Source organism: Brevundimonas sp. Root1423, assembly GCF_001426805.1.
Genome location: NZ_LMFL01000014.1, coordinates 13,932 through 26,793 on the forward strand (window position 1 = coordinate 13,932; position 12,862 = coordinate 26,793).

Consider the following 12,862-nt stretch of genomic DNA (forward strand, 5'->3'; position numbering starts at 1 on the left):
TGGCGGGCGAGGGCGGCGGTTCCGTCAGACCTCGTCGTCCTCGACCGGGGCCAGATCGGCGGGATCGAAGCCGTAGTCCAGCAGGTCGCCCGGCCTGCAGTCCAGCGCCGCGCACAGCCGCGCCAGGGTGCGGAAGCGGATGCCCTTCACCTTGCCCGATCGGAACAGTGACAGCTGGGTCTCGCTCAGGCCGACCTCGGCCGCGAGGTCGCGCGCCTTCAGGCCCTTCTTCACGATCAGGGCGTCGAGGGTCACGCGGACGGGCATCAGATCATCTCGTCCAGCTCGGCCTGCATCCGGCCGGCCTGATCGACCACCCGGCCCAGCAGGAACAACGCCCCGCCGATCATCCCCAGCGTCATCCCCGCCACGTCAAAGTGCAGGAAGCCGCCGCGCCCGTTTTCGACCAGCCGGACGAGGTTGGACACCACGAATACGCTCAGCACGCCGCCCAGTCCCAGCGACAGTCCCACCCGCCGCAGGGCCGAGGACAGGGTCGGCTGGATCAGCCGTCCCCTCGCCAGCTGGCCCATGGCCGATCCGATCGACCAGACGCCGAACAGATAGAAGGCCGTCGGGCTGAACCAGATCAGGCCGGCGATCGTGCTGGCCTGCAGAGGCGCGCGGCCCTCGCGCAGCCAGAAGATCAGCGGCGCGCCGACCCAGGTCAGCAGCAGCCCGCCTCCCACGGTGACGACCATGAAGACAGCCAGCCAGCGGAACTGGCCGCACATACGACGAAAACGGACGAGATCGGTCTGGCTCACGCGGCGCTCCCGGGCGTGGAATCATGTCTGCTCTTTAATCTTGACTTAAAGACGCAAGGTTCGCAACTTTATATCGCACTTAAACGAACGCGAGCGCCGCCGTCATGACAGCCGCCATCGAAACCGAAGCCCTGAGCCGCTGCTTCGGTTCGCATCGAGCCGTCGACGCGGTGTCGATGACCGTGCCGGACCGCGCCGTCTACGGCTTTCTCGGGCGCAATGGCGCGGGCAAGACGACGACGCTGAAGATGCTGCTGGGCCTGATCCGCCCGAGCTCGGGCTCGGCGCGGATCGCCGGGATCGACGTCGCCCGCGACCGCATCGGCGCAGCGCGCAAGGTCGGGGCCCTGCTGGAGGCGCACGGTTTCTACGCCAATCTGACGGGACGTCAGAACCTCGACCTGACCCGCACCCTGCTGGGGCTGCCCGCAGCCGAGATCGAGCGCGTGCTCGAGGTGGTCGAGATGTCGGAGCACGGCCGCCGCCGGGTGTCGGACTATTCGCTGGGCATGCGCCAGCGGCTGGGTCTGGCCCGCGCCATGCTGGGCGCGCCGCCGGTGCTGGTCCTCGACGAACCGACCAACGGCCTGGACCCCGACGGCATCGCCGACATGCGCCGCTTCCTCAAGGACCTGCCCGCGCGGACCGGCGCCACCGTCCTGTTGTCCAGCCATCTGCTCGGCGAGATCGAGCAGATCGCCACCCATGTCGGCATCGTCCATGAAGGCCGGCTGGTGCTGGAGGGAGAGCTGGCGCGGATCAAGGCGGACCTCGCGACGGAGATCGCGTTGCGGGTGGATGATGCGGGTCGCGCCTCGGCCGTGCTCAGGCCGTTCGACCTGGCGCTGTCCTTGGCCGACGACGGCCTGACCGCGCGGCTCAATCCCGGAGACGATCCGGACGGCGCGGTTTCAGCCATGAACCGCGCCCTCGTGGAGGCCGGGGTCGCCGTCTTCGCCATCGGCGCCCGGGCCCGGTCGCTGGAGGGCATCTATCGCCAGGCGTCCGCCTCCACCGTCATCCCCGCACCCCAGCCGGAGTTCGTCTGATGCTCGCCGTCCTGTCCGTGGAAATCCGCAAGCTGAACCGGTCGCTGGCCGCCCTGCTGGCCGTGGCCGCGCCGTCGCTGATCGCCATCTTCACCTTCTTCAACCTGCTGCGCGGCAAGACGCCCATGCCGTGGGAGATGTGGATGGTCAGCGGGATCGGCATCTGGTCCTATTTCATGCTGCCCATGAGCGTGACGGCCCTGACGGCGCTCGTCGCCCACATGGAGCACGGGCCGAAGTCGTGGGATCATCTGCGCAGCCTTCCGCTGCCGCGCTGGAGGCTCTATGCGGCCAAGGCGGTGATGGTGCTGGCGGTGGTCGCCTTCATGAGCGCCGCCACTCTGATGATGACCTGGGGTGCGGTGATGCTGGCGACGGCGATCAAGCCGAACCTGACGCCGAGCGGGACGCTGGACATCGCCCTCTACGCCTCGACCATGGGCAAGGTCTTCCTGGCCGCCATCCTGATGGTCGCCATCCAGCTGTGGATCGCCCTGCGGTTCTCCAGCTTCGTGCCGGCCCTGGTGGTCGGCATCGGCGGGACCTTCTTCTCCGTCGTCGCCACCTCGGCGAAGGCGGGCGTCTTCTTCCCCTGGCAGATGCCGGTCAACATGCTGGTCTCGACCCAGGCCTGGCGTGTGAACACGGCCCTGGGTCTCGGCTGCGGTCTGGGTCTGATCGTGCTGGCCCTCGCCGTCGCCCATCTGGCCCGGCGCGAGGTGCTCTAGATCAATTGCCGGTCGCCGAGCGGTCCGGCGCGATCTCGGTCATGGCCGACTGCAGATAGTTCTGCTCGCCCAGCTGTTCGATCAGCTTGTGCTGCGCCTCGAGGAAGTCGATGTGCTCCTCGGTGTCGGCGAGGATTTCGGTCAGGATCTGGCGGCTGATGTAGTCCGACGCCGCCTCGCACTGGGCGATGCCCGCCAGCAGCGTGTCCCGCCCGCCCAGCTCCAGCGACAGGTCGGCGCCGAGGCATTCGAAGACGTTCTCGCCGATCTTCAGTTTGTGCAGGTCCTGCAGGTTCGGCAGGCCGTCGAGGAACAGCACCCGCTTGATCAGCTTGTCGGCGTGTTTCATCTCGCCGATCGACTCGTCGTAGATGACCTGGCCGAGATGCTTCAGGCCCCAGCTCTCGAACATCCGCGCGTGCAGGAAATACTGGTTCACCGCCGTCAGCTCGTTGGTGAGAACCGCGTTGAGCGTGCGGATGATCGCGGGATCGCCCTTCATTGTCGTCATTCCTGACAGCGGCGCGTCGGTCAGCCCGACCGTCGTGAATCACCGGCTGCGAGCGCCTGTTTTAACACGCAAACACGCCCTGTGTTCACCTGCGAACACTTTTCACGACATTGAAAATGCGAATGAATCTTCCTTGGAGGAGGCGGGGCCTATTCGGCCGCCATGGCGAAGGTTTCGCGGCTGTCCTGGATCATTTCGCGCATTTCGCAGACGCATCGAGCGCACTGGACCGCGCACTGGTTGCGGGCGAAGACATCGCGCGGCCGCGTGGCGCCGGCCTCAATGGCGGCGGCGACATCCCGTTTGCGAAGGCCGTTGCAGTTGCAGACGTACACGAACCGAACCTGAAAGGCTTGTTGCGAATGGTTCTTCTTAACAGACCAATCATGGCGAATGCAAGTCGTTCGCAGGGGCGGAGTTGACGCAGGCGCGCGCCCGTCGCACTTCGCGCCCATGTCCAGGATCCCCGTCGTTCCCAGCCCTCCGCCGTGTCAGCTCTATTTGATCACCCCGCCCGCCTTGCCCGACCTCGGCGCCTTCGCCCGCGCGCTTGAGGCGGCGCTGGACGCCGGGGGCGTCGCGGCGCTGCAGATCCGGCTCAAGGACGCGGACGACGCCGCCGTCCTCGCGGCCGTGGCCGCGCTCAGGCCGATCGCCCAGGCGCGCGGGGTCGCCGTGATCCTGAACGACCGGCCCGACCTCGCGGCCCGCTCTGGTTGCGATGGCGTCCATGTGGGCCAGGACGACGCCTCCGTGGCCGAGGCGCGGCGGATCATGGGTCGCGACGCCATGATCGGCGTGACCTGCCATGACAGCCGCGAGATGGCGATGGACGCGGCCGAGGCGGGGGCGGACTATGTCGCCTTCGGCGCCTTCTTCCCGACGACCACAAAGGAGACGGTCCATCGCCCCGACCCCGAAATCCTGACCATCTGGCAGGAGACGGTCGAGATTCCCTGCGTCGCCATCGGCGGAATCACCGCGGCGACCGCGGGTCAACTGGCCAGCGCCGGCGCCGACTTCGTGGCGGTCAGTTCGGCGGTCTGGACTCATCCGGACGGCCCGGCGGCCGCCGTATCCGAACTGACGGCGGCGTTGGCGTCACACGCCTGACCTTCAGGGGATATTAGGAAGCGCGGGCCTATGGAACGAGACCACGCCTTCGTTCCAGGACCCAACATGCCGATGAGCCGCGCGCTCGACCCCTTGGAGCCCGCCGTCGGCGTCACCGCGTCGCCGGCGCCGCGCGCCCGGGCCATACCGCGGCCCGCGAGCGGGATCGGCCAGCCTCTTGCGCCGGTGTTCACGGCGATGGCGGTCATGGTGCTGGTCGTCCTGGCTCTCACCTTCGCCCGCTCGGCGGGCGTCGTCGCCGCCCTCTGGGGCGCGGGCGGTCTGGCCGTCGCGGTCTGGCTCCGCACCTCGCGGGGGCCGTTGTACGATCTGTCCTTCGGCGCGCTGATCGCCATGGGCATAGCGGCCGGCGAACTGCTGGCCGGGAATTCGGCCGAGCTGACGGCGATGTTCACCGTCGCCAACATGCTGGACATCTACATCCCCGTCCTGCTGGCCCGCCGGTTCGCGCCGACCCTGAATCTGGCGTCCGTCGAGGGGGCCTGCCGATTCCTCCTCAGCGCGGCCGTCGTGGGGCCGCTGCCGGCCGCGCTGTTTGCGAGCGCCATGCTATGGTGGATGAACGGGGCGAGCTTCCTTGATTCCGCCCAGACCTGGTGGTTCGGCCACGCGCTCGGCGTGGCCGTGCTGTCGAGCTTCGGCCTGGCCCTCACGAAGCGCGAGGTCGTCCGCTTCCGCGCGCCGGCCCGCGCCATCGAGGCCGTCGTTCTCCTTGGCCTGTTCACGGCCCTGTGCGTCACCGTTTTCTCGCAGGTGATGCCGATCGGCTTCGTCACCATGCCGCTTCTGTTGCTGATCGCCGTCCGCATGCGGATGCTGGGCGTCACGGCGGCGCTGATCATCGTCTCGATCCTGGCCGTGGGCGCGGCCATGCGCGGCCTCGGTCCCTACGGCCGCGCCTTCGAAGGCGCCGATCGCGCCATGATGGCCCAGTTGCTGATCCTGTTCGGCTACATGCCCATCATGCTCGTGGCCGCCCTGCTGGAGGAGCGCGACCGGCTGTCGGATCGCGCCAAGGCCGGCCAGGTTCGCGCCGAGCGGGCCTCGGAGGCCAAGTCACGCCTGCTGGCCAACGTCGCCCACGAGATCAAGAGCCCCGTCGGCGGCGTGATCGGGATCGGTGAACTGTGGAAGTCCGGGCAACTGGGACCGGTCACGGCCACCCAGGCCGAGATGGCCGAGATGCTGGTCAAGACGGCGCGCCAGGTCGAAACCCTGGCTCACGACCTGCTGGACGTGGCCCGCGCCGAGTCCGGCGCGGTCAAGGTCGAACTCCGCCCCACCGACGTGCCCGGTGTGCTTGAGGATGTGAAGCGGGCGGTGGCCCTGCGCCCGGAAGCCAACGGCGTGCGGCTCGAGGTGATCAGCGAAGGCGACGGCCTGGTGGCCTTGGCCGATTCCCAGCGCCTGACCCAGGTGATCGCCAACCTGGCGTCCAACGCCGTCAAATACGGGGGGGCGGGCGGCCTCGTCGTGTTCCGCGCCAGCAAGGTCTACGATGGCGTCCGGATCGAGGTCAGCGACCGCGGCCCCGGCCTTTCGCCGGAGAAGCAGGCCCAGCTGTTCGAACCCTTCAACCGCCTGGGCCTCGAACGGTCGACGGTCGAGGGGCATGGCATCGGCCTGGCCCTGGCCAAGCGCCTGGTCGAATTGCAGGGCGGGTCCATCGGCGTCACCTCAACCCCCGGCGAAGGCGCGGTCTTCTGGGTCGAGCTTCCCGCCGCCTGATCGCGGCGAAGCGCCGCGCGGCGCTTCGGATGTGGACACCGCGGCCGGGGAGGGTCATTTGTGATCCCCTAGGTCAGTGAGGACATGGAGCCGTGGAACTCGACGCGTTGCTGCTGTCGCGATTGCAGTTCGCCTTCACCATCGCCTTCCATATCCTGTTCCCGGCCTTCACCATCGGCCTGGCGGCGTTCCTGGCCGTGCTCGAAGGCCTGTGGCTGTGGACGAAGCGGGACGCCTTCAAGGTCCTCTACCTTTTCTGGGTCAAGATCTTCGCTCTCAGCTTCGGCATGGGCGTCGTCTCGGGCGTGGTGCTGAGCTATCAGTTCGGCACCAACTGGTCCGAATTCATCCGCCTGACGGGCGGCGTCATCGGCCCCCTGCTTGCCTATGAGGTTCTGACCGCCTTCTTCCTCGAGGCGTCGTTCCTGGGCGTCATGCTGTTCGGCTGGAAGAAGGTGGGGCCGAAGCTGCATTTCACGGCCACCTGTCTCGTCGCCGTCGGCACGACCATCTCGGCCTTCTGGATCCTGTCGGCCAACAGCTGGATGCAGACGCCGCAAGGCTTCGAGATCATGGCCGACGGGCGGTTCCAGGCCACCGACTTCATGCAGGTCATCTTCAATCCCAGCTTCCCGTCGCGGCTGACCCACATGCTGCTCGCCGCCTTTCTGACCACCGCCGCCGTCGTCGGCGGCGCCTCGGCCTGGCGCGTGCTCAAGGAGCGGAACGGACCGCTGGCGACAGGCTGGACCGAAAGCCGCATAGCCCTGGTCATGGCCATCGGAATGATCGCCGTCGTCGCCCCGCTTCAACTCGTCGCCGGCCACTGGTCGGGCGTGGTCGCCCATGAGCACCAGCCGGCCAAGACCGCCGCCATCGAAGGCTACTGGCAGACCCGCGCCGACCAGCCGCTGCACCTGTTCGGCATCCCCGACCGCGACGCGCAAAAGAACCATTTCCAGGTCTCCGTCCCGGGCGTGGGCAACTGGATCCAGAACGTGCCGAAGGACGAGGTCATCCAGGGCCTCGACGCCTGGTCGCGCGAGGACCAGCCGCCGCCCTTCATACCCTTCTTCGGCTTCCGCATCATGGTCGGGCTGGGCCTGTTGATGATCGCCCTAGGCGGGGTCGGAGCCTTGCTGATCTGGCGACGCCGGCTGTTCGACAGCCGCTGGTTCCTGCGCTGGTGCGTGGCCATGGGACCGTCAGGCTTCATCGCCGTGCTTGCCGGATGGATGGTCACCGAGGTCGGCCGCCAGCCCTGGGTCGTCTACGGCGTCCTCCGCACCCGCGACGCCGTCTCGCCGGTGACCGCCGGCGAGGTGGCCTTCAGCCTGATCGCCTACATGGTCGTCTACGCCATCGTCTTCACCGCGGGCGCCGTCTTCATCCTCAGGCTGATGGCCGAGGGTCCGGTCGCCGCTCTCGCCGAGCCCGCGCCGCGGCAGGATCGCGCCCCCGGCTCGCCGCTGGCCAAGGCGCCCGAGGACACGACACCCGGAGACTCGAACGGGGGGGAGGGCGCCTGATGCTGGACCTGCAACTGATCTGGGCCGGGCTGATCGCCACGGCCGTCCTCCTCTACGTCACCCTCGACGGCTTCGACCTCGGCGTCGGCATTCTGTTCCCCTTCGCGAAGTCGAAGGAGGAGCGGGACGTGATGATGAACACCATCGCCCCGGTCTGGGACGGCAACGAGACCTGGCTGGTGCTGGGCGGGGGCGGCCTGCTGGCGGCGTTTCCGCTGGCCTATTCGGTGCTGATGCCGGCGCTATACCTGCCGGTGCTGCTGATGCTGGCCGGACTGATCCTGCGCGGCGTGGCCTTCGAATTCCGCTTTCGGGCCCGCAACCGGGGTCGCAAATTCTGGACCCAGATGTTCGCCGGGGGCTCGATCCTGACGGCCCTCGCCCAAGGACTGATCCTGGGCGGCTTCATCCAGGGCGTGACCGTCGCGGACAACCGCTTCGCCGGCGGCCCGTTCGACTGGCTGACCCCCTACACCCTGCTGGTCGCGGCGGGCATCGTCGTCGGCTACGCCCTTCTGGGCGGGACCTGGCTGATGATGAAGACCTCCGACAACCTGCACGGGGACGCGAAGCGCTGGACCCTGATCAGCGCCGCGGGCGTGGCCGTGCTGCTGGCGGCCGTCAGTGTCGCCACCCTGTTCGTCCATCCGCGCATCGCCGACCGTTGGGGCTTCGACGCCTCCGCCGGCCTGGCCGTCGACTGGGCGACCTTGGCCCCCCTGCTGGCCATTCCGGTCCTCGGCCTCGCCGGCCTCGCCGTGGTTTTCGCCATGGCCCGCAAGGGCTCGCACCGCTGGCCGTTCGTAGGCGCCATGGTGGTCTTTCTGTCGGGCTATCTGGGCCTGGCGGCCAGCTTCATGCCGTCGATCGTCCCCTATGACATCGACTTCCGGCAGGCCGCGGCCCCCGACAACGCCCTGGCCCTGATGCTGGTGGGCACGGCGGCCATCCTGCCGCTGATCCTCGGCTACACCGGCTGGGTCTACTGGGTCTTCCGCGGCAAGATGGATGCGGACGCCGGCTATCATCATTAGGCCCGAACCACCCCCTGAGCCGGGCGAGGACAGTGGTCCCCTGTGGCGGCGGCTGGCCTGGTTCGTCGGCCTGGCCGTGGCGGGCTCGGGGGTGACGGCCGTCGTCGCCTATGCGCTCAGGGCCTTGCCGTTCGCGGGCTGAGGCGCGAAGGTCGGGCTCATGAAAGTCCAGCTGCTTACCACCGCCGTCCTGCTCTCGCTCGCCGGCGCCGCCCATGCCCAGACCCCTCCGACGCCGGCGCCCGGCAGCGACCTGACCCGCGACCTGAACAGCGGCCCGCCCGTTCCCGCCGCCTACATCGCCCCGGTCCCGGCGACGGCCCCCGCAAGCCCGCCGCCCGCCGCTGTTCCCGCGACAACGCCGACGCCGACGCCTGCCCCGGTCATCACGCGCCCCGTCGCCGCGCCCGCCATGGCTTCGCCGCCCGTCGCAACCCCGTCGGCGGCCACGCCCCGACCTGTTGCGGCTCCGGCCGCCCTCACGCCGGCCCCCGCCCATGCCGCCGCCCCCCCGGCGTCCGCCCCCGCCGCGACTCCGCCCGCCGCCAGTCCGGTCGCGACGCCGGAGCCCGCATCGCCGCCTCCGTCGCCCGGCGTATCCACCGTCGCCGTCCTCGACGCCGGCGCCCGCGCGGCCCTGCCGTTTTCCGTGACCCTGCCGGCGGGGTTCGAGATGGTGACGGGCCGGCCGGGGCCGGACTTCCGCATCTACACGATCCGTCGCGGCGGCCAGTCCTTCGTCATGATCTATGCCGGGCCCGCGTCGCAGTTCCCGATCTACAGCGGCCAGATGGTCGAGGCGGGCGGCCGCGCCTCGGTGGTCTCGACCGAGGACGGCGTGCGTCACGCCCTGGAGCACCTGTTCCAGCGCCCCGACGCCCCGCGTGAAATCCACGTCTGGACCATGAGCCTGGACGGCGCCGACCGCGCCCTGGCCGAGCAGATCGCCCAGTCGGTCGACCTGCGCTAGGCAGGCGTCAGCTCTCCGACCACACGGCCAGTTCGTTGCCGGCCGGATCGCGGAAATGGAACCGGCGGCCGCCCGGGAAGGCGAAGATCGGCTTGACGATCACGCCGCCCGCCGCCTCGACCCGGGCGGCCATCGCCTCGAGGTCATGGGTGAACAGGACGGGCAGGGGCGGGCGACCGGCCTCGGCGTCCGCGTCGAAACCGCCCTCCAACCCCTGGTCGAAGGCCGCATAGGAGGGCCCATAGTCCTGGAAGGTCCAGCCGAAGGCCGCGCCGTAGAAGGCCTTCACCGCGCCCAGGGCGCCGCCGGGCAGTTCGAGATAATCCAGCTTTCCGTCTTCACGCATTGTGGTGCTCCGCTCAGCCGCCATCCGGTTCGGGGCTTGCCATGGGCGGGTCATCCGCGCAAACCTGAGAATCGTTCGCAAAACCGGAGCGATGCAATGATCGTGATCGGCCTCGGCCGCACCGGCTTGGTCCGCCTTATGGCTGGCGAGCGCCGTCCGGGGCCGGTCCGAACGTCAGCGTCTGCGCCCGCGACCCCGGCCGGAACACCACCGTCCGCGTCACGCCGTTGAGACGGACATTGACCTGCTGTTCCTGGTCGTCGTGCACGCCCGGGAAGAAGTCCAGGTCGACGGTGACCCGGGCGATGTCGCGGTCGCTGGTGGCGCCGCTGAATTCGACCCGGACGTTGTCGCCGGCGAGGCGGGTGCCCGTATGACTCACCGGAACCGCCGCGCCGTCCACGGACAGGCGGAACCGCCGTCCCAGATGCGCCTCCAGACGGGCGACGGCGCGCGGATCGTCCAGCGACGGCTGGGCGTCCGGCGCGATTGAAACGAGGGCCGGCTCCACGTCATGGGCCGCGAACCGGTGCGTCACCGCGACGGCGCCCGAGGCCGGATCGATCTCGATCACTGTCAGCCCCGAATGGCCGCGGTGAGCCGCGGCCGGCGAGGCCAGGCCGGCGATGAGGGCGGCGGTCAACAGGGCGTGCTTGAACACGGTCGGTTCCTCAGGAAGGACGGCGCACCCGGGCGGCGGTCGAGTCCGGGCTGACCTCCACGTCGGAATCTCGCATCCGGTTCTCTCCGGGCGGCGGGGCGGGCGAGAGGCGCAGGGTCCGCTCGTCGATGCGGCGCGGGAAGACGTTGTTGCCGCGGTTGGCGTCGGCCGTCTCCAGCAGCGGATCGATCTCGGCCGAGACCAGCGTCTTCGGCGACACCCACTGCCAGACGACCTGCTGGCTGTTGCGGCGCCAGACCTCGGCCGGGATGCGCACCGTCTCGTCCGAGCCATCGGCCCAGGTCAGCTTCAGGATCACCGGCATGACCAGACCGCCGACGTTCTTGAAGGTGAAGCGATAGATGTTGTCGTCGAAACCCTGCGCCGCGCGGCGGTCGGCGTCGGCGCGGCGGGCGGCGCTTTCGGCGTCGCGGCGCTGCTGGGCCGTGACGGTGAACCGGTCGGTCTGGTTGTAGAAGTCGCGCGTGGCGGGATCGCGCTCGACCATCGTCTCGATGTCCTGGTTCCGGGCCGCGGTGAGCGACCCCGGCTCGGCCTCGAAGCGCTCGCGGGCGGCGCGGGCGCGCGCTTCCGGATCGGTCGATTCCAGCGTCGCGGCGGTCACGCCCTCCAGCGAGATGTCGACGTGGTCGGTCGAGTAGAACCAGCCGCGCCAGAACCAGTCCAGATCGACGCCCGAGCTCTCCTCCATGGTGCGGAAGAAGTCATAGGGCGTCGGCCGCTTGAAGGCCCAGCGCTGTGCGTATTCGCGGAAGGCGCGGTCGAACAGCTCGCGGCCCAGCACCGTCTCACGCAGGATCACCAGGGCGGTGGCCGGCTTGGCGTAGGCGTTGTTGCCGAACTGCAGCAGCGAATCCGAGTTGGTCATCACCGGCACCTGGTCCTGGCTGACCATGTATTCGACGATGTCCTTCGGCTCCCCCCGGGCCGGGAATTCGTGGTCCCACAGCTTTTCGGCCTCGAACTGCAGGAAGCTGTTCAGCCCCTCGTCCATCCACGTCCACTGGCGCTCGTCCGAGTTGACGATCATCGGGAAATAGGTGTGGCCGACCTCGTGGATGACCACGCCGATCAGGCCGTTCTTGGCCCTTTCGGAATAGGTCAGGCGGCCGTCGTCGCCCCGCACCGGGCGCGGCCCGTTGAAGGTGATCATCGGATATTCCATCCCGCCGACCGGGCCGTTGACCGACTGGGCGGTCGGATAGGGGTAGGTGAAGGCGAACTGGTTGTAGACGTCGAGGGTGTGGGCGATCGACCGGGTCGAATAGGCGTCCCACAGCGGCCGGGCCTCCTTGGGGAAGAAGGACATGGCCATTACCACCGGATGCTCGGCGCTCTGCTGTTCGACGCCCATGGCGTCCCAGATGAATTTGCGGCTCGAGGCCCAGCCGAAGTCGCGGACGTTGTCGGCGCTGAAATTCCAGGTGCGGACGCCGGACCGGGCGGGGCTGGCCTCGGCGGCGGCGGCCTCGGCGGGGGTGACGATATAGACCGGCGCGTCGGCCGTGCGGGCCTCGGCCAGTCGCGCCCGCTGGGCGGCGCTCAGGATGTCCGGGTTCTGCAGCTCGCCCGTCGCGGCGACGACGTGGTCGGACGGCGCGGTGATCGAGACGTCGTAGTCGCCGAACTCCAGCGTGAACTCGCCGGCGCCCAGGAACTGGGCGTTGTGCCAGCCTTCATAGTCGGAATAGACCGCCAGGCGCGGGAACCACTGGGCGGCCAGGAACAGGCAGTTGCCGTCCTCGCCCGGCTTGGTGAAACACTCGTAGCCGCTCCGGCCGCCGACCACGTTCGTCTCGGGCAGGGGCAGGCTGAAGTCGATGCTGAAGGCGAAGCTCTGGCCCGTCGCCAGCGGACGCGGCAGTTCGATCCGCATCATCGAATCGACGATGGTGAAGGGCAGGGCCCCGCCGTCCGGGCCGGTGACCTTCAGGTCGTTGAAGCCGCCCTCCCAGCCCTGCATGCGCTGGACCCGGAGGATCTCGTTCACGCTGACGGTCTCGGACGCCGAATAGGTGCGGCTGCGCTCGGCCAGCGAGTTGCGGCGATAGTTCTGCTGGTCCAGCAGCAGCCACAGATAGCCGAGCGCGTCCGGCGAATGGTTGGTGTAGGTCACCGCCTCGCGGCCCGTCAGCGTCCGGCGCGCCTCGTCAAGCGACACGTCGATGTCGTAGTCGACCTGCTGCTGCCAGTAGCGGTGGCCCGGCGCCCCGGAGGCGCTGCGGTAGTCGGTGGGGGTCGGCCAGTCCTCGCCCTCGAACTGGCGGAACTTGTCCTCGAACGTTCCCCTCGACTGGTCGATCGGCCCGATGCTCTGCTGGGCCAGGGCGGCCGAGGCCATCAGGGAAACGCCGGCGGCTGACGCCAGCAACAAACCGATCCGC

Annotated in this window: 15 protein-coding genes; 8 read left to right on the plus strand and 7 right to left on the minus strand. The window is 69.0% G+C overall.

Annotation, left to right across the window (positions count from 1 at the left end):
- Nucleotides 1–24 precede the first annotated feature (24 nt).
- Both ASD25_RS10990 and ASD25_RS10995 read right to left on the minus strand, forming a co-directional pair.
- Nucleotides 25–267 carry a helix-turn-helix transcriptional regulator gene (locus ASD25_RS10990; protein ID WP_055831539.1) on the minus strand — a complete coding sequence of 81 codons (243 nt, stop codon included), beginning with the start codon at nucleotides 265–267 and terminating at the stop codon, nucleotides 25–27.
- On the minus strand, nucleotides 267–767 hold the full coding sequence (locus ASD25_RS10995; RefSeq protein WP_055831538.1) for a DUF2975 domain-containing protein: 501 nt from the start codon (nucleotides 765–767) through the stop codon (nucleotides 267–269). Before ASD25_RS10995 ends, ASD25_RS10990 begins: the two co-directional genes overlap by 1 nt.
- Nucleotides 768–871: 104 nt before the next feature.
- Between ASD25_RS10995 and ASD25_RS11000 the strand changes: the two genes are divergently transcribed.
- Both ASD25_RS11000 and ASD25_RS11005 read left to right on the plus strand, forming a co-directional pair.
- On the plus strand, nucleotides 872–1,816 hold the full coding sequence (locus ASD25_RS11000) for an ABC transporter ATP-binding protein (protein ID WP_055831537.1): 945 nt from the start codon (nucleotides 872–874) through the stop codon (nucleotides 1,814–1,816).
- Complete coding sequence (locus ASD25_RS11005; protein WP_055831536.1) at nucleotides 1,816–2,544, plus strand: ABC transporter permease; 729 nt, start codon at nucleotides 1,816–1,818, stop codon at nucleotides 2,542–2,544. The genes ASD25_RS11000 and ASD25_RS11005 overlap by 1 nt, the downstream gene beginning before the upstream one ends.
- Before the next feature lies 1 nt (nucleotide 2,545).
- On the opposite strand, the gene bfr is transcribed toward ASD25_RS11005, so the two are convergent.
- On the minus strand, nucleotides 2,546–3,046 hold the full coding sequence (bfr, locus tag ASD25_RS11010) for a bacterioferritin (protein WP_055831535.1): 501 nt from the start codon (nucleotides 3,044–3,046) through the stop codon (nucleotides 2,546–2,548).
- Nucleotides 3,047–3,204: 158 nt separating this feature from the next.
- Nucleotides 3,205–3,390, minus strand: coding sequence for a bacterioferritin-associated ferredoxin (locus ASD25_RS11015; RefSeq protein ID WP_055831534.1), 186 nt, complete (start codon nucleotides 3,388–3,390; stop codon nucleotides 3,205–3,207).
- Between the two features lie 118 nt (nucleotides 3,391–3,508).
- On the opposite strand from ASD25_RS11015, the gene thiE reads away from it, so the two are divergent.
- From thiE to ASD25_RS11040, 6 genes are all read left to right on the plus strand, one after another.
- Nucleotides 3,509–4,168 carry a thiamine phosphate synthase gene (gene thiE, locus ASD25_RS11020; protein WP_055831533.1) on the plus strand — a complete coding sequence of 220 codons (660 nt, stop codon included), beginning with the start codon at nucleotides 3,509–3,511 and terminating at the stop codon, nucleotides 4,166–4,168.
- A gap of 72 nt (nucleotides 4,169–4,240) precedes the next feature.
- Entirely contained in the window at nucleotides 4,241–5,917 is a 1,677-nt protein-coding gene (locus ASD25_RS11025; protein WP_235561799.1) for a sensor histidine kinase, read from the plus strand.
- A 92-nt stretch (nucleotides 5,918–6,009) separates the two neighbouring features.
- The gene (locus ASD25_RS11030) at nucleotides 6,010–7,446 is read left to right on the plus strand and encodes a cytochrome ubiquinol oxidase subunit I (RefSeq protein WP_055831531.1); all 1,437 of its coding nucleotides are present in this window, start codon (nucleotides 6,010–6,012) and stop codon (nucleotides 7,444–7,446) included.
- Nucleotides 7,446–8,480: a cytochrome d ubiquinol oxidase subunit II gene (cydB, locus tag ASD25_RS11035; protein WP_235561798.1), complete on the plus strand. Its 1,035-nt coding sequence runs from the start codon at nucleotides 7,446–7,448 to the stop codon at nucleotides 8,478–8,480. The genes ASD25_RS11030 and cydB overlap by 1 nt, the downstream gene beginning before the upstream one ends.
- Entirely contained in the window at nucleotides 8,455–8,622 is a 168-nt protein-coding gene (locus tag ASD25_RS30395; protein ID WP_156377005.1) for a hypothetical protein, read from the plus strand. Before cydB ends, ASD25_RS30395 begins: the two co-directional genes overlap by 26 nt.
- Nucleotides 8,623–8,640: 18 nt before the next feature.
- Nucleotides 8,641–9,450 carry a hypothetical protein gene (locus ASD25_RS11040; RefSeq protein ID WP_055831530.1) on the plus strand — a complete coding sequence of 270 codons (810 nt, stop codon included), beginning with the start codon at nucleotides 8,641–8,643 and terminating at the stop codon, nucleotides 9,448–9,450.
- A 7-nt stretch (nucleotides 9,451–9,457) separates the two neighbouring features.
- Here ASD25_RS11040 and ASD25_RS11045 read toward each other — a convergent pair whose 3' ends face one another.
- From ASD25_RS11045 to ASD25_RS11055, 3 genes are all read right to left on the minus strand, one after another.
- On the minus strand, nucleotides 9,458–9,796 hold the full coding sequence (locus tag ASD25_RS11045; RefSeq protein ID WP_055831529.1) for a VOC family protein: 339 nt from the start codon (nucleotides 9,794–9,796) through the stop codon (nucleotides 9,458–9,460).
- Nucleotides 9,797–9,932: 136 nt separating this feature from the next.
- Entirely contained in the window at nucleotides 9,933–10,457 is a 525-nt protein-coding gene (locus tag ASD25_RS11050) for a DUF6702 family protein (protein ID WP_055831528.1), read from the minus strand.
- A 10-nt stretch (nucleotides 10,458–10,467) separates the two neighbouring features.
- Nucleotides 10,468–12,849 (minus strand): M1 family metallopeptidase, encoded by a 2,382-nt coding sequence (locus ASD25_RS11055; protein WP_369816572.1) that lies wholly within the window; start codon nucleotides 12,847–12,849, stop codon nucleotides 10,468–10,470.
- Nucleotides 12,850–12,862: the final 13 nt, after the last annotated feature.

Bases quoted from the DNA above. Each gene is read 5' to 3' on its own strand.
- ASD25_RS10990 (WP_055831539.1), bottom strand. From the start codon at position 267: ATGCCCGTCCGCGTGACCCTCGACGCCCTGATCGTGAAGAAGGGCCTG.
- ASD25_RS11000 (WP_055831537.1), top strand. From the start codon at position 872: ATGACAGCCGCCATCGAAACCGAAGCCCTGAGCCGCTGCTTCGGTTCG.
- ASD25_RS11005 (WP_055831536.1), top strand. From the start codon at position 1,816: ATGCTCGCCGTCCTGTCCGTGGAAATCCGCAAGCTGAACCGGTCGCTG.
- bfr (WP_055831535.1), bottom strand. From the start codon at position 3,046: ATGAAGGGCGATCCCGCGATCATCCGCACGCTCAACGCGGTTCTCACC.
- thiE (WP_055831533.1), top strand. From the start codon at position 3,509: ATGTCCAGGATCCCCGTCGTTCCCAGCCCTCCGCCGTGTCAGCTCTAT.
- ASD25_RS11025 (WP_235561799.1), top strand. From the start codon at position 4,241: ATGAGCCGCGCGCTCGACCCCTTGGAGCCCGCCGTCGGCGTCACCGCG.
- cydB (WP_235561798.1), top strand. From the start codon at position 7,446: ATGCTGGACCTGCAACTGATCTGGGCCGGGCTGATCGCCACGGCCGTC.
- ASD25_RS30395 (WP_156377005.1), top strand. From the start codon at position 8,455: ATGCGGACGCCGGCTATCATCATTAGGCCCGAACCACCCCCTGAGCCG.
- ASD25_RS11040 (WP_055831530.1), top strand. From the start codon at position 8,641: ATGAAAGTCCAGCTGCTTACCACCGCCGTCCTGCTCTCGCTCGCCGGC.
- ASD25_RS11045 (WP_055831529.1), bottom strand. From the start codon at position 9,796: ATGCGTGAAGACGGAAAGCTGGATTATCTCGAACTGCCCGGCGGCGCC.